Origin of the sequence: Flagellimonas cixiensis, assembly GCF_042134615.1 — a bacterium.
In the GTDB taxonomy this organism is placed as follows: Bacteria; Bacteroidota; Bacteroidia; order Flavobacteriales; family Flavobacteriaceae; genus Flagellimonas; species Flagellimonas cixiensis.
Window position 1 is genome coordinate 1,667,133 of sequence record NZ_CP169639.1, and the last position, 17,724, is coordinate 1,684,856.

At 39.6% G+C, this 17,724-nt stretch carries 14 protein-coding genes and 1 tRNA gene; 10 read left to right on the top strand and 5 right to left on the bottom strand.

From position 1 onward, the window contains the following. Positions 1-69: 69 nt before the first annotated feature. On the bottom strand, positions 70-744 hold the full coding sequence (locus ABT310_RS07420; protein WP_375326108.1) for an SCO family protein: 675 nt from the start codon (positions 742-744) through the stop codon (positions 70-72). Positions 745-895: 151 nt separating this feature from the next. Here ABT310_RS07420 and rseP point away from each other — a divergent pair, with 151 nt between their 5' ends. The 4 genes from rseP (at position 896) to ABT310_RS07440 (ending at position 5,192) form a co-directional block, all read left to right on the top strand. Continuing rightward, complete coding sequence (gene rseP, locus ABT310_RS07425) at positions 896-2,251, top strand: RIP metalloprotease RseP (protein ID WP_375326109.1); 1,356 nt, start codon at positions 896-898, stop codon at positions 2,249-2,251. A 69-nt stretch (positions 2,252-2,320) separates the two neighbouring features. Next, a tRNA-Asn gene (locus tag ABT310_RS07430) sits at positions 2,321-2,394 on the top strand. Positions 2,395-2,588: 194 nt separating this feature from the next. Beyond that, positions 2,589-4,784 carry a PAS domain S-box protein gene (locus ABT310_RS07435; protein WP_375326110.1) on the top strand — a complete coding sequence of 732 codons (2,196 nt, stop codon included), beginning with the start codon at positions 2,589-2,591 and terminating at the stop codon, positions 4,782-4,784. A gap of 3 nt (positions 4,785-4,787) precedes the next feature. Beyond that, positions 4,788-5,192, top strand: coding sequence for a response regulator (locus ABT310_RS07440; protein WP_375326111.1), 405 nt, complete (start codon positions 4,788-4,790; stop codon positions 5,190-5,192). Between the two features lie 10 nt (positions 5,193-5,202). On the opposite strand, the gene ABT310_RS07445 is transcribed toward ABT310_RS07440, so the two are convergent. After that, on the bottom strand, positions 5,203-5,712 hold the full coding sequence (locus ABT310_RS07445; protein ID WP_375326112.1) for a PepSY domain-containing protein: 510 nt from the start codon (positions 5,710-5,712) through the stop codon (positions 5,203-5,205). Positions 5,713-5,794: 82 nt separating this feature from the next. Continuing rightward, on the bottom strand, positions 5,795-6,355 hold the full coding sequence (locus tag ABT310_RS07450) for a YceI family protein (protein WP_375326113.1): 561 nt from the start codon (positions 6,353-6,355) through the stop codon (positions 5,795-5,797). A 269-nt stretch (positions 6,356-6,624) separates the two neighbouring features. Between ABT310_RS07450 and ABT310_RS07455 the strand changes: the two genes are divergently transcribed. Then, entirely contained in the window at positions 6,625-7,614 is a 990-nt protein-coding gene (locus tag ABT310_RS07455) for a sensor histidine kinase (protein ID WP_375326114.1), read from the top strand. Between the two features lie 12 nt (positions 7,615-7,626). Further along, positions 7,627-8,316 (top strand): LytR/AlgR family response regulator transcription factor, encoded by a 690-nt coding sequence (locus tag ABT310_RS07460; protein ID WP_375326115.1) that lies wholly within the window; start codon positions 7,627-7,629, stop codon positions 8,314-8,316. Between the two features lie 17 nt (positions 8,317-8,333). Here ABT310_RS07460 and ABT310_RS07465 read toward each other — a convergent pair whose 3' ends face one another. After that, on the bottom strand, positions 8,334-9,983 hold the full coding sequence (locus tag ABT310_RS07465; protein WP_375326116.1) for a solute:sodium symporter family transporter: 1,650 nt from the start codon (positions 9,981-9,983) through the stop codon (positions 8,334-8,336). A gap of 487 nt (positions 9,984-10,470) precedes the next feature. Between ABT310_RS07465 and ABT310_RS07470 the strand changes: the two genes are divergently transcribed. The 3 genes from ABT310_RS07470 to ABT310_RS07480 are packed head-to-tail and all read left to right on the top strand — an operon-like array spanning position 10,471 to position 13,584. Further along, a complete protein-coding gene (locus ABT310_RS07470; protein ID WP_375326117.1) occupies positions 10,471-11,757 on the top strand; it encodes a DUF5690 family protein in 1,287 nt (428 codons plus the stop codon). Further along, positions 11,741-12,913 (top strand): TIGR03364 family FAD-dependent oxidoreductase, encoded by a 1,173-nt coding sequence (locus ABT310_RS07475; protein WP_375326118.1) that lies wholly within the window; start codon positions 11,741-11,743, stop codon positions 12,911-12,913. The genes ABT310_RS07470 and ABT310_RS07475 overlap by 17 nt, the downstream gene beginning before the upstream one ends. Then, on the top strand, positions 12,910-13,584 hold the full coding sequence (locus ABT310_RS07480; RefSeq protein ID WP_375326119.1) for a phosphonatase-like hydrolase: 675 nt from the start codon (positions 12,910-12,912) through the stop codon (positions 13,582-13,584). The genes ABT310_RS07475 and ABT310_RS07480 overlap by 4 nt, the downstream gene beginning before the upstream one ends. Here ABT310_RS07480 and ABT310_RS07485 read toward each other — a convergent pair whose 3' ends face one another. After that, a complete protein-coding gene (locus ABT310_RS07485; RefSeq protein WP_375326120.1) occupies positions 13,585-14,151 on the bottom strand; it encodes a helix-turn-helix domain-containing protein in 567 nt (188 codons plus the stop codon). 281 nt (positions 14,152-14,432) lie between these two features. Here ABT310_RS07485 and ABT310_RS07490 point away from each other — a divergent pair, with 281 nt between their 5' ends. Beyond that, positions 14,433-17,720 carry a SusC/RagA family TonB-linked outer membrane protein gene (locus tag ABT310_RS07490; RefSeq protein WP_375326121.1) on the top strand — a complete coding sequence of 1,096 codons (3,288 nt, stop codon included), beginning with the start codon at positions 14,433-14,435 and terminating at the stop codon, positions 17,718-17,720. The last annotated feature ends 4 nt before the right edge of the window (positions 17,721-17,724 follow it).

Genomic DNA, 17,724 nt, shown 5'->3' on the forward strand with positions numbered 1-17,724 from the left:
ATTTAATTAAGGCAAATGTAAGTAAAAATGGGAAACTAGATAGTGATTTTCGGTTTAAAGCTATGGTGATTAATCCTTGTAACTGGCTTCAAGTATTTTAATGTCATCCAAAAGCCTGGAAATATCTTCTCGGTTGGTACCATCATAAAAACCACGAATCCTTTTTTCCTTATCCACGAGAATAAAGTTTTCCGTATGAATCATGTCATAAGGACCTCCGTCTCCATCATTCTTAACGGCCAAATACGATTTTCTGGCCAACTCATAAATTTGTTTTTTGTCTCCAGTCACCAAATTCCATTTACTGTCCAACACGCCTTTTTCAATGGCATATCTTTTCAATTGTTCTACCGTATCAATAACTGGAGTAACAGAATGGGATAGCAACATGATGTCGGGGTCGTCCAATACCGCATTTTGAATTTCGGACATGTTTTTCGTCATTATGGGACAGATAGTGGGGCAGGTAGTGAAGAAAAAATCTGCCACATAAATTTTATCCTTATAGTTGGCTTGGGTAACGGTGTCCCCGTTTTGGTTGACCAGGGCAAAATCTGAAATTTTATGGTATTTTTTGGTGTAGTGCAGTGTGCTGTCGACCAAAGTTGGATCTACCATATTCGGTTGGTACACCGGAAGCATTTTTTTGGGTTGCAGCGCATCATAGAACAGATACATGATCACCGCTGAGAGGGCAAACATGACTATTCCAAATAATTTGTACCTAGCAAAAAATGAACGCATGAATACAAAATTACGGCCCATGGGGCTAATCATCAAGATCTAAGGCATGTTTTGTTGCTAAATCTTTCTTAAATGCGTAAGCTAACAAATTCAGCGTTTTTTTATCACTACCTAAAAGTTTACTTTTGTGCGTTTTAACTAAAGACGACGGATGACCCCAATAGCAATAAAAGCCATACAATTCTTTCTAAGTTTATCCCTGCTAATCGTGCTTCACGAGCTGGGACACTTTATCCCAGCCAAGATTTTTAAGACGAGGGTGGAGAAATTCTTTTTGTTTTTTGATGTAAAGTTTGCCCTTTTTAAAAAGAAAATTGGGGATACGGTATATGGAATTGGTTGGTTGCCTTTAGGGGGTTATGTAAAGATTTCGGGCATGATCGATGAGAGCATGGATACCGAACAAATGAAGGAGGAACCAAAACCTTGGGAATTCCGTAGCAAACCAGCTTGGCAGCGTTTGATTATTATGTTGGGGGGTGTCACCGTGAATTTTGTGTTGGCGGTGATCATTTATATTGGAATGGCGTATGCTTATGGTGACCAATATATTCCAATGGACAGTTTAAAAGATGGAGTTTGGGTCACAGAGAAATCCATTGGGGATGAGGTTGGAATCCAAACAGGGGATAAGATTATTTCGGTAGATGGGAACGAAGTGAAAAACTTCAATAGTGTATTCGTTGAATTGATCAACGGGAATAGCTTTACTATTGAAAGAGAGGGTCAACGAATAGAAAAAGAGATTCCTGTGGATTTTATTTCCACGCTGTTGGAAGATGAGGATAAAATGAGATTTCTTAGCATAAGGGCTCCATTTATTGTAAATCAGGTTCCAGATACTTCGCACAATAAAAATGCAGGATTTGCACCTAGAGATGAGTTTTTGGCCATCAATGGTTCGCCGGCCATTTATCGTGATCAGGTAATGTCTTTGCTAGACAGTAACAAGGGCAAGGATATTGATGTGTTGGTGAAACGGGAAAATGGAAGTGAAGCACATGTAACTGCCCAAGTGAACAATAATGGCAAATTAGGGTTGCAAACAGCGCCTCTTACTATGGAAGAAATGCAGGAAAGAGGTATTTTCAGCATTGAAACCCAAAAATATTCCTTTATGGAAGCCATCCCGGCAGGAATCAATAAAGGGGTTTCTACCTTGTCCAGCTACGTAAAACAATTAAAAAAGATATTCAATCCAGAAACAGGAGCCTATAAAGGCGTGGGCGGATTTGCCGCTATCGGAGGTTTGTTCCCTGATACATGGAACTGGGCAGCATTTTGGTCTACCACCGCATTTATCTCCATTATTCTGGCCTTTATGAACATTTTGCCTATCCCTGCATTGGATGGGGGTCACGTGGCCTTTTTGTTGTACGAAATGGTTACCGGACGCAAACCAAGCGATAAATTTTTGGAGTACGCTCAAATGATCGGTTTCTTTTTATTGATCGCTTTGTTGCTGTTTGCCAATGGGAATGATTTATATAAATGGCTTTTTAAATAGAAAAGCGATTTTTTTCTTTGTAGTGTAATAAAGAATCTACTATATTTGCACCCGCTTAAGGTAAAAAATTCCTCCTTAGCTCAGTTGGTTAGAGCATCTGACTGTTAATCAGAGGGTCCTTGGTTCGAGCCCAAGAGGGGGAGCAGCCTTTTAAAAACGTCGATTTTTTCGACGTTTTTTTTTGTCCCTATGCGAACTCCTAAATGTTTTTCGCAAATTTATCTCCATTCCTTAAAGCTTAAGATCTGTCCATAAACAATAAGGCTGTTTTTTCTTTCGTTTGGGTAAGTATTTACCTTAAATATTTTTATAACTTTAATTTACCTTAACTATAACAATGTCCATGACAGTGCATCAAGCCTTACTTCAGAACTGTCCCGTCCCTATGGCGTTGCTCGATGAAGATTTCATTTTTGTTGATTTTTCCACGGCATGGTTGCGCCAATTCAACCAAAGTAATACCGTAAAAGGCAAATCTATTTTTGACTGTATGCCCGAATTGCCCGAAGAACTAAAAATGGATATTGCCTATTGTTTGGAAGGTCTGGAGCAGAGAACCGATGTACAACGGGTAGTTACTGAAAATGGCGAAGCCTTTTGGTACGAATGGAAAATTAGCGCATCTAAAACTGAGGACGGAGAGGTTAACGGTGTCATTTTGATTTTGGAAGACGTCACCGAGAAAAAGTTCAAAGAGACCTTTTACTTAAAGTCACAGGAAGTGGCCCGAATCGGTGCTTGGGAAGTTGATTTGATTAACAACTCTGTGTTTTGGTCCAAGATTACCAAGGAGATCCATGAAGTACCAAATGATTATGTGCCCAATTTGAAGGAGGGCATATCCTTCTATAAAGAAGGTTATAGTAGAGAAACCATTACCAAACTAGTTAAGGATTGTGTGGAAAATGGGAATTCTTGGGATACTGAATTGATAATTGTTACGGCAAAGGGAAAAGAGGTTTGGGTAAAAGCCATTGGTGAACCTGAATTTGTAAATGGAAAATGTGTCCGTCTCAACGGAACCTTTCAGGATATAGACAAACGCAAAAAGGCCGAACTACGATATAATAAAGTAAACGAAAGGTTGGCCTTGGCCACAAAAACAGCAGGAATTGGTATTTGGGAATACGATATTTTAAACAACGAAGTATTGTGGGATGCCAATATGTACAAATTATACGGGATAAAAGAATCTGATTTTTCTGGCGTGTTCGAAGCATGGGAAGCTTGTGTTTTGGAGGAGGATTTAGAGCCTTCCAATCAAGCAGTGCAAGATGCCATTAATGGAACAAAGGATTTTGATACCACCTTTAGGGTCAAGTGGCCCAATGGTGAGGTGCGGTGGATTAAGGCTGAGGCCACCGTAATCAAGAATGCGGATGGAACCCCAATTAAAATGGTAGGGGTGAACGAAGATATCACGGAGTTAAAAAACACCCAATTTCAGTTGGTGCAAAGTGAGGAATCTTTGCAGGGAGCCTTTGGAAATTCTTCTGTAGGGATGGCCTTGGTGGCTTTGGATGGAAAGTTCATACAAGTGAACCAAAGTCTGTGCAATAGTTTGGGGTATACCGAAAAGGAGTTGTTAAAGCTTACATTTCAAGATATAACCCATCCAGATGATTTGGAAATCGACTTATCCATGTTGTATGAGGTCATCGAAGGCAAACGGAGCACCTACCAAATTGAAAAGCGATATTTTGGTAAGCAAGGACAGTTGGTGCATGTTTTCCTCACCGTAACCTCAGTGCGTAAAATCAATGGGGAACTTTCCCATTTCATATCCCAAATTGTAGATATTTCATCCAGGATTAAGGCGGAAAACAAATTAAAGGGATTGCTTCAGGTGACCACCAACCAGAACAATAGCTTGATCAATTTTGCCCATATTGTTTCGCACAATCTCCGTTCACACGCAGCCAATTTATCCATGATCACAGGATTTTTAGTGGAAGATGACCTTAGCGAAGAGGAGCAGGAGGCAACATTGGGAATGTTAGAGCGGGCTTCTGGTGGACTTAATGAAACAATCACCCATCTGAACGAGGTGGTCCAGGTAAAGTTGAATTCCGAGAAAAAATTGAAAGTAGTTTCTCTAGACAACACGGTAAGCAAGGTGTTGAAGGATGTTGCGGCTATCATCAATGAAAATCAAGTACAGGTAAGTGTAAATGTTTCCCCCGACCATAAGGTGAACGGCGTAATAGCCTATATAGAAAGTATTATATTGAATTTAGTGACCAACGCCATTAAATATCGAGACCCTGAGAAAATGCCCACTGTTTTTATTACCTCTAAAATTGAAGATGAATTTGTAGTTATGAAAGTTGCCGATAATGGCCTGGGTATTGACATGGAGAAATATGGTGAAAAGTTGTTTGGTATGTACAAAACATTTCATCGCAATAAAGATGCTAGGGGAATAGGTCTTTTTATCACCAAAAATCAAATAGAAGCGATGGGGGGCAGTATCAACGTTTCGAGCGAAGTAGGTAAGGGCACCACATTTTTAGTCAAATTTGCAAAAGGATAAGTAATGATTCCAGTACAAAAGACCTTTATCGTTGACGATGATCCCATACATCAGTTTGGGATGAAACGGATGATGAGTCGAATTGCATTTTCTGAAGAAATCTTGGTCTTTCGTGACGGGCAAGAGGCCATAGATGCGGTTTTGGATTTATTGCACGCTGGAGAAACCTTACCATCCATGATATTTCTGGATTTAAACATGCCCATTAAAGATGGGTGGGGCTTTTTGGATGATTTTGTTAAGATACCCCATTACAATAGGGAAAAAGTGACCATTTATGTGGTCAGTTCTTCCATTAATCCGTCTGACATGGAAAAGGCCAAACAATATGAAGTTGTTGGCCATTATATTATAAAACCTATAAATGAAGAAGTGCTAAAAGGTATCCTCTTCGAACATAGGTGCTAGGGTCAGTTACTTAAACCAATAGAAGTATTATGGTCAGCAAAAAACCAGCTGCGGCAAAATATAGTCCCTTTTTATAAATAGGCGCACTGGGGCGGAACATGAAAAAGGCCGAAACCGAAAAGAACAATAAAGCAATTCCGAAAAATATACCTAGCCAAAATAGGGGGTTGCCCGTATGCATTTTGTGCAATTTGTTCATGCTTTCCAATACTAAAGGCAATCTTTTCTCTGTATAAGAGGCTTCACCAGTTTTTGCATTGTAGGTTCCGCCACTAAAGTACATAAGGTCTCCTTCTGTTTTTTCCACTGAAAAACCTCTTTTTCGAAGGGCGGCTCCCAAAGCTTCTTCATTTAGATTGGTCTCGAGGGTGGTGTTGACCTGATACTCGCTTTTTAAGAAATCAGTTGTTCTAAAAGTCAATACAATACCACTAATGGCATAAACGGCCATAATACCAGCCAAAAAGAATCCTAAATAACGATGGAACTCCCTAAACGTGTTTTCCGATTTTCTCCCCATGCTTTATGTCTAAAAAACAAATGAAGAAGAGCTTAAAGGATGAAAGCCCTTCTTCAAATAAAAAATTATAATATTAAAATATTTACTGTTGTGCCATTTCAAGGTTAATGCTTAATTCCACCTCATCGCCCAAGGATGGAGTATCGCCACCTACGCCAAAGGCCAAACGGTCAACCGTTCCAGTTAACTTTAATCCAGCTTTTAATTTTTGGCTGCGTTGGTCGGTGATAATTCCATTTACTTTACCATCCAAAGTTACAGATTTGGTCACGCCGTGCATGCTAAGGTCGCCAGTAAGTTTAAAGGTTTTGTCCCCTGTTTTTTCGTATCCAGTGGTTTTAAACGTGATGGAAGGGAATTTTTCAGCATCGAAAAAGTCACCACTTCTTAGGTGATCATCCCTACGGTCATTATCGGTATCGATACTTGTGGTTTTAATGTCAACGGTGAAATCGGCATTTTCGAATTCGTCGTTGGCCGTAGCGGTGATATCAAACTCTCCAAAGTGTCCTTCAACTTCCGAAATCATAAGGTGGGTTATGGAAAATCCTACCTTGGAATGTGCTCCATCCGATTTCCAAGTTGATTGTGCACTAACCATTAAAGTGGTTAAAAATGCAAAGGCAAAAATTGTTTTTTTCATGATTGTGTAATTTTAATAACTATTTGTTCGACAAGTTAATTTTTAACTTCCAATGCTCAAAACTTGAGCTAAATCCAAAGTAAAAATCATTATTTCTGTTAAAACAGACGATTATTTTCTGTGAACGACGGAGCTTAACCTGCAATCAACCAATTGTTTGGAAAATGGAGTTATCTGTCGTTGAGGGTGTTATTTTGGTTGTTTGTGCAGCTACTTTTTTACAGGCAAATGAATATCCATAGTTTTACATTCCAATTAATAGACACGCATTGATTTCTAAAAGAGAATTATTTTTTCAAATCGTTCTGCACGTTTTGGTGTTGTTGTTCTTTTCCTTTGATCGTATGGAAGAGTCGATTAACTTTACCAAAGCCATATTCCCTCTTTTATATAGTGTGGCGACATTAGGTATCAGCTATTATTTAATGCCCAAGTTTTTGTACCAAAAAAAGTACTGGAAGTTTTTTATCGGTTCTGCCCTCATTGTAACATTGGTTATTATAATTGAAGAAGTGTTGTTGGAGCCTTTAATGTTTCACGGAAGCAAAAGGGGAGAAACGTTTCCAGGTCTATATTTTGCCCTTCTGAGCACTTTGCCCATCATGTTTATTCTTTCGGGATCTAAATTTGGGTGGGATGCACTTCAAAAACAGGAACAGATCAACCAACTACAATCCACAATCCAAGAAAGTGAACTTCAGTTTTTAAGAAACCAAATCAACCCCCATTTTTTGTTCAACAATCTGAACAATTTATATTCCTATGCACTCCAAGATTCGCCCAAAACGCCAGAGATTATTTTGGAAATGAGTGGTGTTTTGCGCTACATGCTGTACGAATCAAAAGAGCAGTTTGTGCCCTTAAAAAAGGAATTGGAACAATTGGGCAACTTTATCCGGTTATATAAATTACAGATTGAAGAGCGCGGTAAGGTGGAGTTTGATGTGGAAAAAATTGATGGGGAATACCGAATCGCTCCGTTGATCTTGATTGTGTTTATTGAAAATGCGTTTAAGCACAGTCAATCCGGTCAATCTTCAAATATTGAAATAGAAGTTTCCATAAAAGTGGTCAATGGGGTGTTGGAATTTAATTGCCGAAACAACTTTGAGCCAACTGAAAGCTTGGATACCGTTGCAAAAGGTATTGGTCTTGTTAACGTGAAGAAAAGGCTAGAGCTGCTTTATCCCAAAAAGCACGAATTGACCATTAAGGATGAGAATAAGAGCTACAATGTGTATCTTAAACTTGAACTTTAAAAATTCTCGAGCATGAGATGCATTATTGTTGAAGACCAGCCGCCGGCCCAGCGAATCTTAAAAAAATTCATTGACGATGTTCCTACTTTGGAGTTGGTAGGGGTGTTTTCAAATGGTGTGGATGCCATGGAATTTTTAAATGCGGAAACCGTAGATCTAATGTTCTTGGATATTCATTTGCCCAAGATCAATGGGCTAGATTTTTTAAAAAGTATTCCCAACCCTCCCCAAGTAATCTTGACCACGGCATTTTCTGAATATGCTTTAGAGGGATATGATTTGAACGTGGTAGATTATTTGTTGAAACCCTTCTCTTTTCAGCGATTTTTGCAAGCTGTTGGTAAGGTAGCGGTAAGGCAAGAAGCCGGTAATGGTGTAAAGGTAATTGAACCTTTGACTGAAATCTATGTCAAATCCAGTCATGAGCATATAAAGGTGATGATCAAGGATATTTATACCATTTCCTCAGATTCCGATTACACAGAAATTTATCTCAAAGAAAAGAAAATATTATCCAACGAATCCCTGCGTCATTGGTTAGAGGTTTTGGGATCCAACCATTTTCACCAAGTGCACAAGTCCCATATCATCAACACCAAAAAAATAGACCGAATTTCTGGTAATTTGGTGCTATTGACAGATGGCTCTAAAATCCCAATGGGAAGGGCTTACAAAGAAAACTTTCTCAATAGCATTTTGTAAGCCCCGTTGTTTTTTAATTATCTGGCGAAGTAAATGTAGATGGCGATTACAATCACACAGATGGCAGCACCAGCCAATTTTACGTGCTTCCAAGGCTCAATGGAAACCTGCTTGGTGTATTCCAATTGGAAAGCCTCTTTTCTTGGATAAAATTTCCCAATAATCAACATAATAATAATATTGGTTGCGAACAAAATGGCCATTACATCCAAATAATGGGGGTATGCATCAGCCACCACCAAGTTTAATTCTGAAGGATCCGTTATACCATTGGCTTTGGCTTCGGCCAACGCATTGGCCACCATTTTGGGTCCCACAATAAACTGACTGATGATGTAGAGAATCGACCCAGATAATATCCCAATTTTCGCAGCAATTGCGGGAACTCTTTTGGTTAAATATCCTACCACGATAATCGTGAAAATGGGGATGCTATAAATACCGTTGATTTCTTGTAGATAGTTGAACAAGCTTCCTGCATTCGCTATCAGGGGAGCAATGAGCATAGCGGCTAGCGCCAAACAAATACCAAAGATTTTACCGTATTTAACAACGGTCATTTCAGAAGCATCTTTGTTGATGTGCTGTTTGTAAATGTCAATTCCGAACAAAGTAACGGAACTGTTCAATACACTATTAAAAGAGCTCAAAATGGCCCCGAAAAGTACGGCGGCGAAAAAGCCCATCAAGGGTTTTGGCAAAACAGCTCTCACCAATTCAGGATAGGCAAGATCGCTACTGGCCAACCCACCTTCAAAATAATAGTAGGCAATCATTCCCGGTAAAACCAAGATAATAGGGCCTAAAATCTTTAAAAAGGCAGCTAAAAGCAGACCCTTTTGCCCTTCGGCCAAGTTTTTGGCTCCAAGTCCCCTTTGAATGATTTGTTGGTTTGTGCCCCAATAAAAGAGCTGAACCAGCATCATTCCAGTGAAAATAGTATGAAAAGGCACTTCTTGTCCCTTGTTACCTGTAGAATCAAAACGTTCAGGATTTGCCTCCATCAAAATTTCCAAACCTCCAAAAACACTTCCGTCTCCAATGGCCATTAATCCAAAAACAGGAATCATAATACCTCCGATAATTAATCCAACGGCATTGATACTATCTGAAACCGCAACAGCTTTCAAGCCGCCAAAAACGGCATAAATGGAACCGATAATACCGATTCCCCAAATACAAACCACTAAAGCCGTAGTGTCGGAAACCCCCAATAAGGTGGGGACATCGAACATCCCGCTAATGGCTACCGAGCCTGAATATAAAATTACGGGAAGCAGTACCACTACGTAACCTGTTAAAAACAAACCGGAGGTAATGGTTTTAGTGGCGGTGTCGAACCGTTTTGCCAAAAACTGGGGCACGGTGGTCAACCCACCTTTCAAATATCTTGGCAATAGGAATAGAGCGGTGACCACAATGGCCAATGCTGCCAATGTTTCCCATGCCATTACAGACAATCCATCTTTATAGGCGCTACCATTTAGTCCAACAATTTGTTCTGTGGACAAGTTGGTCAACAGCAATGATCCTGCAATTACGCCTGCGGTTAAACTTCTTCCTCCAAGAAAGTAGCCGTCAGATGAAGTTTCATCGGTTTTTCTAACGGACCACCACGAAATGAATCCTACTAAAAGGGTAAAGCCCAAAAATGAAATTAGTGCCATAAAATAGAGTTTGCATTTGTTGACTTTGGATCAAGTCAATAAGATTAGTTTGATAGTTAATGATAGGGATTGGTCGACGGTTTTTTCCAATAATTTTTGTTTCTAAATACGTTTTTTAATGTCTAGGTCGGATATGGCATTAGCTGAACGGTATTCGAACAAATATTTACCTTCTTCCATCGCTTTTGCCGATCCATAATGAAAAGGGGTATAGCGATTCTTTCCCCTGCTAAGGTACTCGCAATTTTCCAAAATGTTATTGGCTGTCAAAAGCATATTCAATCCAATACCCGAACTGTTGTTTAAAAGTGCAATTAAAATAGGTATTTATTAATAAATTCAAATTTTAAAGGGAATTAAAATTCTAAATCGACGATGTATAATAATTTTTTGCTAACGATTTTTTAATCTAAAAAAAGTGGATGGGTTCTTAATAATTTGAGTAATTTGAAACATAAATTTATTATTTGTAAACTTATTTGATGATATGGGTGAAAAGCGGTCGAATTTAGTTTTTGTCTTGCATGCCTCACTAGCTGCTTTTGGAACCTATTTTTGCATGTATGCCTTTCGCAAACCTTTTTCGGTGGCCACTTTTGATGGGATGGCCTTTATGGGCATCAATTACAAGATTCTTTTGGTGATCATTCAAGTATTGGGCTATGCGCTTTCCAAATTTATTGGGATTAAAGTCATATCGGAACTTAAACCCAATCGCAGATTACTTTACCTCATTTCTTTGATTGCATTGGCAGAGATTTCACTGATATTATTCGCCGTGGTTCCCGCTCCATACAATATGTTTCTCATGTTTTTTAACGGATTGCCTTTGGGGATGATCTGGGGCATTGTGTTTTCTTATGTAGAAGGAAGAAGGTTTACAGATATTTTAGGTGTTGTGTTATCGGCAAGTTTTATCGTTTCAAGCGGAGTGGTAAAATCGGTTGGTCTTTTGGTAATGGGCAATTGGGGTGTGAGTGAGTTTTGGATGCCCTCGGTTACTGGAGCCCTATTTTTTATCCCGCTTTTGATTTGTTCCTATGCACTTCAAAAAGTAGCGCCACCCACCCAAGAGGATATTGCTAACAGAACGGAACGGATTCCAATGACTGCCGAGGATAGAAAAAATCTAGTGAAACAATTCTTTTTTCCATTGCTCTTAGTCGTTATTTTTTACACCTTTTTAACGGCCTTTAGGGATTTCAGGGACAATTTTGCCCGCGAACTTTGGGATAGTATTGGCTATGAAGGCGATGTATCCGTTTTTTCCACTTCCGAAATTATCATAGCCATAGTTGTGCTGTTGATTATTGGAGCTATCTTTTACATTAAAAACAACTTTAAAGCTTTACTAACTTACCATATCCTATTGCTTTTGGGCACTGTGGTGTTGGCGGCTTCCACTATGCTGTTTCAATTGGGCGTATTGAACCCTTTTGTTTGGATGGTAAGCACCGGTTTTGGACTTTACATCTGTTATGTGCCTTTTAACTGCCTGTTTTTTGACCGCTTCATTGCCACTTTTAAAGTAAAGGGAAATTCAGGGTTTCTAATTTATATTGCTGATGCGTTTGGATATGTGGGCAGTGTGTTGGTATTGCTTTATAAGAATTTTGGACAAGCCAATGTATCATGGCTCAACTTCTTCGTATATGGAACCTATGCCGTAGCATTTATTGGGATAATATCGACCTTAATGTTGTTTTTTCATTTTGGGGAACGCTACAGAACAGATCAAATCAACAAGCAATTGGATTATGGAAAACAGATATGATGCCGTCATTATCGGAGGAGGCATTTTAGGGACTTTTCATGCCTATCATGCCATGGAATTGGGCCTTAAGGTCTGCATGGTAGAAAAAGATAACTATGCCAAAGGTGCCACAACCCAAAACTTTGGACAGGTGGTGCCTTCGGGAATGAATACCAAATGGCAAAAATTCGGAAGGGAAAGTCTACGGATTTATAAAGAGATTCAATCCCAATTCGATATCAGCATGCGTCAAAATGGAAGTGTTTATTTGGCATCCAATGAAGAGGAGGAGCAATTGCTTGTGGAGTTGCGCGCCATCAATAATGGGAACAATTATGCGTCCAAAATGCTCACCAAAAAGGAATGCTTGGACAAATACCCTGGCTTAAAAAAAGACTATGTAACGGCAGGACTTTACTTTCCCGAAGAGGTTACGGTGGAGCCTAGAACTATGATCCATAAACTTCAAGAGTATTTGGCAACTCAAAAAGGATTGGAAATCAAGTTTAATTTCCCCGTGGTTTCATGTGAGTCTCAAGGGGAGTGGGTATCCGTTCAAAGTTCAAACAATGAAGCAATTTTTGGTAAAAAAGTAATCATCTGTAATGGTAGCGATTTTAAAAATCTATATCCCGATACCTTTGCTTCGAGCGACCTTGAAGTTTCCAAACTACAGATGATGCAGACCAAACCACAAGAAAATTACAGTTTAAAAGGTTCCATTTTAACAGGTTGGTCCATTCGTAGGTATGAGGCCTTTCACGAATGTCCATCCTTTGCCCAAATAAAAGAAAACGAACTCCAGGATTGTCTTCAGAAAAAATGGGGGGTTCATATTCTATTCAAACAAGCGGTGGATGGTTCCATCATTTTAGGGGATTCCCACCAATATGCGGATGCTGCCAACATGGAAGATTTGGGATATGACCTTGACATGGATATCGATAATTTTATGATTGCCGAAGCCCAGAAGATATTCGATTTGCCCACTTATCAAATTCAAAAAAGATGGTTTGGTATGTATTCCCAAAGTAAGAGCAGTGATATTTTTCAAAAGACCATTGACAACAATATTCATATTGTAACTGGAATTGGAGGAAAGGGGATGACAGGAAGTGCAGGTTTCTCCAAAAAGAATATGGCTAAAATTTTTAATCGACAGAAAATCAATTTATGAAAGAGATACAATTGGCCGTTTTTGATATGGCAGGCACAACGGTGAACGAGAATAATGTGGTGTACAAAACAGTAAGGAATGCCTTGGTCAAACATGGAGTGGAAGTGACTTTGGAAACGGTTCTGGAATTTGGAGCGGGCAAAGAAAAGTTCAAGGCTATTGCCGATATATTGATACAGACCGAAAACACTTCCATTGATGCCAATTTGGTATTTGAAGATTTTAAAGAAATGTTGGCAGAAGCTTATGGGAAGCTTGAGGTTACTTCTTATGATGGTGTAGAGCAACTTTTTAAAACATTGAAATCCCACGATGTAAAAGTGGTATTGAATACTGGTTATGATAGAAATACGGCTCAATCCCTATTGGATAAATTGGGGTGGGAGCCGGGCAACCAGATTGATGCATTGATCACGGCGGATGATGTGGTTAAAGGAAGGCCATCTTCCGAAATGGTTGACAAAGCCATGCAGCTCTTTGGAATCACAGATGCTGAAAAAGTATTGAAAGCGGGTGACTCCGTCATTGATATTGAAGAAGGAAAAAATGCCCATTGTGGCATTACGGTGGGTGTTTTAACGGGTGCCCAGACCCGTGAACAATTGTCTACGGCAGAACCCACGTTAATTTTAGATGCATTGGCCGATTTGGCCGAGGTATTGTTTCCTTAATTAAATAAAGAAATATACCACCAACATTTCAGAGGGAACACTTCCTCTATTAATTGGTACATGGGGGATTCTTCCATCAAAGAAAATGGAATCCCCTTCTTTTAAAAGAACTTCTTGGTCACCAATTTCATAATAACATTCCCCCGTCAGGATATATTTGAACTCAAAAGCATCCGTCACTACCTTTTCACGTTCCGAGTTGGGTTGTACTTCCAAAAGCACACTTTCAAAACCAACGGAGTTCAGTTGTTTCCCAAAAATATAATTATAGGTAAAGCCAACTGCTTCATCCTCTTTTTCAATAATGGATTGCTCGTTTTTGCGGGTCACCAAAAAGTTTTGACCAAGTGCTTTGGGAATACCATCAAAAAAATCGGTCATCTCGGTTTCAAGAGCGCCAACAATTTTCAAAAAAACAGGAAGTGAAGGAATGGTACGGCCATTTTCTATACGAGAAATAAGCCCCGCAGTTACCCCAGCGGAGATGGCAACATCGCTTATGGTCTTTTTATTGTTTTTGCGTATTTCTTTGATACGCTTACCAATACCTATTAAGTAATCCTCCATTTTATCTCCGAATCTGAATTATAGTATTTATAATATTTATTGCAAAGTCATAATTACTAAAAAAATCTATTAATCCATTATAATACAAGGATATATTGCTATTCTGATAATTTATTACCATTTATAAAAAGTGAGTATTTGTAAATAATATTAACCTAACATTTAGCAGTTTCTTTTAACCTTTCCGTATCATTTTTTTAATCTGTACGAATGGATGCCTTAACTCATGAGTTGGATATTTGTTGATAAATAATTAACACAGTTTTACTAATACTCAACAAATGAAAAAATCAATCGTAGCTTTTTTACTTGCCTTTACAGTAAGTATAATTGGCTATTCGCAAGTTACCTTTACTGGAAAGGTATTGGACGAAAACAACGTGCCTTTGCCGGGTGCATCGGTTGTTGTAAAAGGTGGAACCAATGGGGTGGCCACTGACTTTGATGGAAATTTTGAAATAGAGCTTCCACAAGGAGGAGAAGTTTTGGAGATATCCTATATCGGATATATAGCCCAAAATTTGGAAACAGCCGGAAAAACTTCAGCCACTGTAATCTTACAGCCCGATTCACAACAATTGGACGAAGTAGTGGTAACCGCACTGAACATTACTAGGGACGAAAAATCTTTGGGGTATTCAGTTCAAAAAGTAGGCGGTGAAGAAATTTCACAATCCACCAGTACCAATACGGTAAGTACATTATCAGGCAGAACTGCAGGGGTACAGGTGGTAACCAACGGTACGGGGCCGGGACAGTCTTCCTCTGTAGTAATCAGGGGTTACTCCTCCATGCAGGGCGATAACCAACCTTTATTTATCGTAGATGGTATTCCTATTAATAACACCACCGATACACGAACCAATACTTTGGGAGGTGCCTCCAATATGAACTTGGATTATGGTAACGGAGCTGCAGAAATCAACCCAGATGATGTAGAATCTATTTCTGTGCTTAAAGGAGCAAACGCCACTGCATTGTACGGTTCCAGAGCAGCCAACGGTGCAGTGATCATCACAACCAAATCAGGTAAAGGACGTAAAGGTGGAATCAGTTTTAGTTCCAAAACCACTTTTGAAAGCGTTTTGAAAGCACCAGAATATCAAGGTGTATATGGTCAGGGTAAAAACTTTGATTTCCAATTTGTAGATGGTTACGGTAGCGGAACATATGATGGTGTAGACGAATCTTGGGGTCCATTATTGGATGGAACCTTACGTGCTCAGCACGATTCCCCGACATCAAACGGCCTTCGTGGAGGTGATGTTCACGGGTTGGATTACATTTTAGGATCTTCAGGTGTGGATCTAGAGCGTAGAGGAACCATTACGCCTACACCCTTTGTTTATGGCGGTAACCCAGCTGAAGAATTTATGGAAACCGGTAGAACGTTGATCAACACCGTTTCTTTCTTCGGTTCCAACGATAATGGAAACTACCGTGTAAGTTATACCAACTTGGATAACAAAGGTATTGTGCCAAATACCGATATCAGAAGAAATACTATTTCTGCTTCAGGAGATTACCAAGTGACAGATCGATTAAAGGTTTCTTCCAAAATCAACTATATCCGCTCCGATTCGGATAACCGTCACGTAAACGGGTACGGTACAGAGTCTGTAATGTACCTATTTATCTGGTGGGGTCAGCAAGTGAATGTAAATAGCTTGAGAAACTACTGGCAAGATGGATTGGAAGGCTTCCAACAGTACAACTACAACTATAACTATCACGACAACCCATACTTTACCATGTATGAAAATACCAATGGATTGGCCAAGGATAGAATCATCGGAAATTTATCCGCAACCTATGATATCAGCGATGATTTCAAATTTATGGTACGGGGTGGTCGAGATTTCTTCTCGGAGTACAGAACCATAAAAAGAGCATACTCTACCCAACGTTTTCCTAACGGACAGTTCAGGGAAGATAAAATCAACTTCCAAGAAACCAACTTGGATTTTTTGTTGACCTATGATAAGGATGTTTCCAATAAATTCCATGTGAATGCCAACTTTGGGGGTAATCGAATGGTGCAAAAGAACCATTACAACTCATTAATGGCCAATAAGCTTCTGATTCCTGGAATCTATTCCTTTTCTAACGTAGATGGAGCTTTGGTGCAGCGTACCAGTCGTCCAGAAAAACAAATCAACTCTTTGTACGCTTTTGCGCAATTGGGATGGAACAACAGTGTTTATTTAGACCTTACCGCCCGTAACGACTGGTCTTCCACCTTGCCAGAACAGAACAACTCATATTTCTACCCATCCGCTTCGTTGAGTGTGGTATTGTCCGATCTATTCGATTTTAGTGGTCAGGATGTGTTGAGCTTTGCTAAATTAAGAGGAGGATGGGCACAAGTGGGTAGTGATACCGATGCCTACAGACTTTCCGAATTCTATGCTTTGGGAACTCCAGTGGGCGACAACCCAACAGCAAGCCCTACGAATACATTGCCCAACTTCGATTTGAAACCGGAGATTCAAACTTCTTATGAGTTTGGAACCGATTTGAGGTTCTTCAACAACAAACTATCGTTGGATGCGACCTATTATAACACGGTATCCAAAAACCAGATTTTGGATATTGATTTGCCCATCACTTCGGGTAAAACCGCAAGAACCATTAACGCTGGTAAGATAAGAAACCAAGGATTGGAGATTATGTTGAGCGCCAATCCAATTTCAAACCAAACTTTCAACTGGAATACGTCATTCAACTTTGGATTAAACCGAAATAAAGTGTTGGAATTGGCCAATGATGTAAAAAGATACCAATACGGGGGTAACGGTATTTCATTGATTGCAGAAGAAGGTGGTTCACTCGGTGATATGTGGGGAACGGGATTGGTAAAAGTCGAAGACGAAAATAGCCTCTACAATGGAGAGGTCATTTTCAACAACGGTTTGGTACAACAAGACAATACCTTAAGAAAAGTGGGAAACTTTAACCCAGATTTCACTTTGGGCTGGAACAACACCATTTCCTTCAAAAACGTTTCATTGAACTTCTTATTTGATTGGAGACAAGGTGGAGAGTTGCTTTCCAGAACCCGTTTGATAGCAGCTACTTCCGGTAACGTAGTGGAAACCCTTTGGGGTCGTTCTCCTGAATATGGCGGACCACATCCAGGCATTACTGATTCTGGACTTTCCTATACCGATGGCAACGGTGTTACCCAAACAGATGGTATTATTGGTGATGGGGTGATGTTACAAGATGGACAGTATGTTCCAAACAATGTAATCGTAGCGGCTAACGCATACCACAATAACAGGTACAGAAGAAATAACGATACAGAAGGTATTTACGATGCCACTTTCATCAAACTGAGGGAAGCAAGATTGACTTACGATTTTCCAACAAAATTGTTCAGGGGCGACGACATTAAAAACTTGAGCTTCTCTTTGATTGGAACCAACCTTTGGATGTGGGCAAAAGACTTCAATCATGGCGACCCAGAATTGTTGTCTTTCGGAGGTGGAAGCTTTGTGCCAGGGGTAGAAAATGCCACTGTACCAACTACGCGTAGTTTAGGATTTGCAATCAACGTAGAATTTTAACCAG

Bases quoted from the DNA above. Each gene is read 5' to 3' on its own strand.
- ABT310_RS07480 (WP_375326119.1), top strand. From the start codon at position 12,910: ATGAAAGAGATACAATTGGCCGTTTTTGATATGGCAGGCACAACGGTG.
- ABT310_RS07440 (WP_375326111.1), top strand. From the start codon at position 4,788: ATGATTCCAGTACAAAAGACCTTTATCGTTGACGATGATCCCATACAT.
- ABT310_RS07460 (WP_375326115.1), top strand. From the start codon at position 7,627: ATGAGATGCATTATTGTTGAAGACCAGCCGCCGGCCCAGCGAATCTTA.
- ABT310_RS07470 (WP_375326117.1), top strand. From the start codon at position 10,471: ATGGGTGAAAAGCGGTCGAATTTAGTTTTTGTCTTGCATGCCTCACTA.
- ABT310_RS07450 (WP_375326113.1), bottom strand. From the start codon at position 6,355: ATGAAAAAAACAATTTTTGCCTTTGCATTTTTAACCACTTTAATGGTT.
- ABT310_RS07490 (WP_375326121.1), top strand. From the start codon at position 14,433: ATGAAAAAATCAATCGTAGCTTTTTTACTTGCCTTTACAGTAAGTATA.
- ABT310_RS07420 (WP_375326108.1), bottom strand. From the start codon at position 744: ATGCGTTCATTTTTTGCTAGGTACAAATTATTTGGAATAGTCATGTTT.
- ABT310_RS07475 (WP_375326118.1), top strand. From the start codon at position 11,741: ATGGAAAACAGATATGATGCCGTCATTATCGGAGGAGGCATTTTAGGG.
- ABT310_RS07435 (WP_375326110.1), top strand. From the start codon at position 2,589: ATGTCCATGACAGTGCATCAAGCCTTACTTCAGAACTGTCCCGTCCCT.
- ABT310_RS07485 (WP_375326120.1), bottom strand. From the start codon at position 14,151: ATGGAGGATTACTTAATAGGTATTGGTAAGCGTATCAAAGAAATACGC.
- rseP (WP_375326109.1), top strand. From the start codon at position 896: ATGACCCCAATAGCAATAAAAGCCATACAATTCTTTCTAAGTTTATCC.
- ABT310_RS07445 (WP_375326112.1), bottom strand. From the start codon at position 5,712: ATGGGGAGAAAATCGGAAAACACGTTTAGGGAGTTCCATCGTTATTTA.
- ABT310_RS07465 (WP_375326116.1), bottom strand. From the start codon at position 9,983: ATGGCACTAATTTCATTTTTGGGCTTTACCCTTTTAGTAGGATTCATT.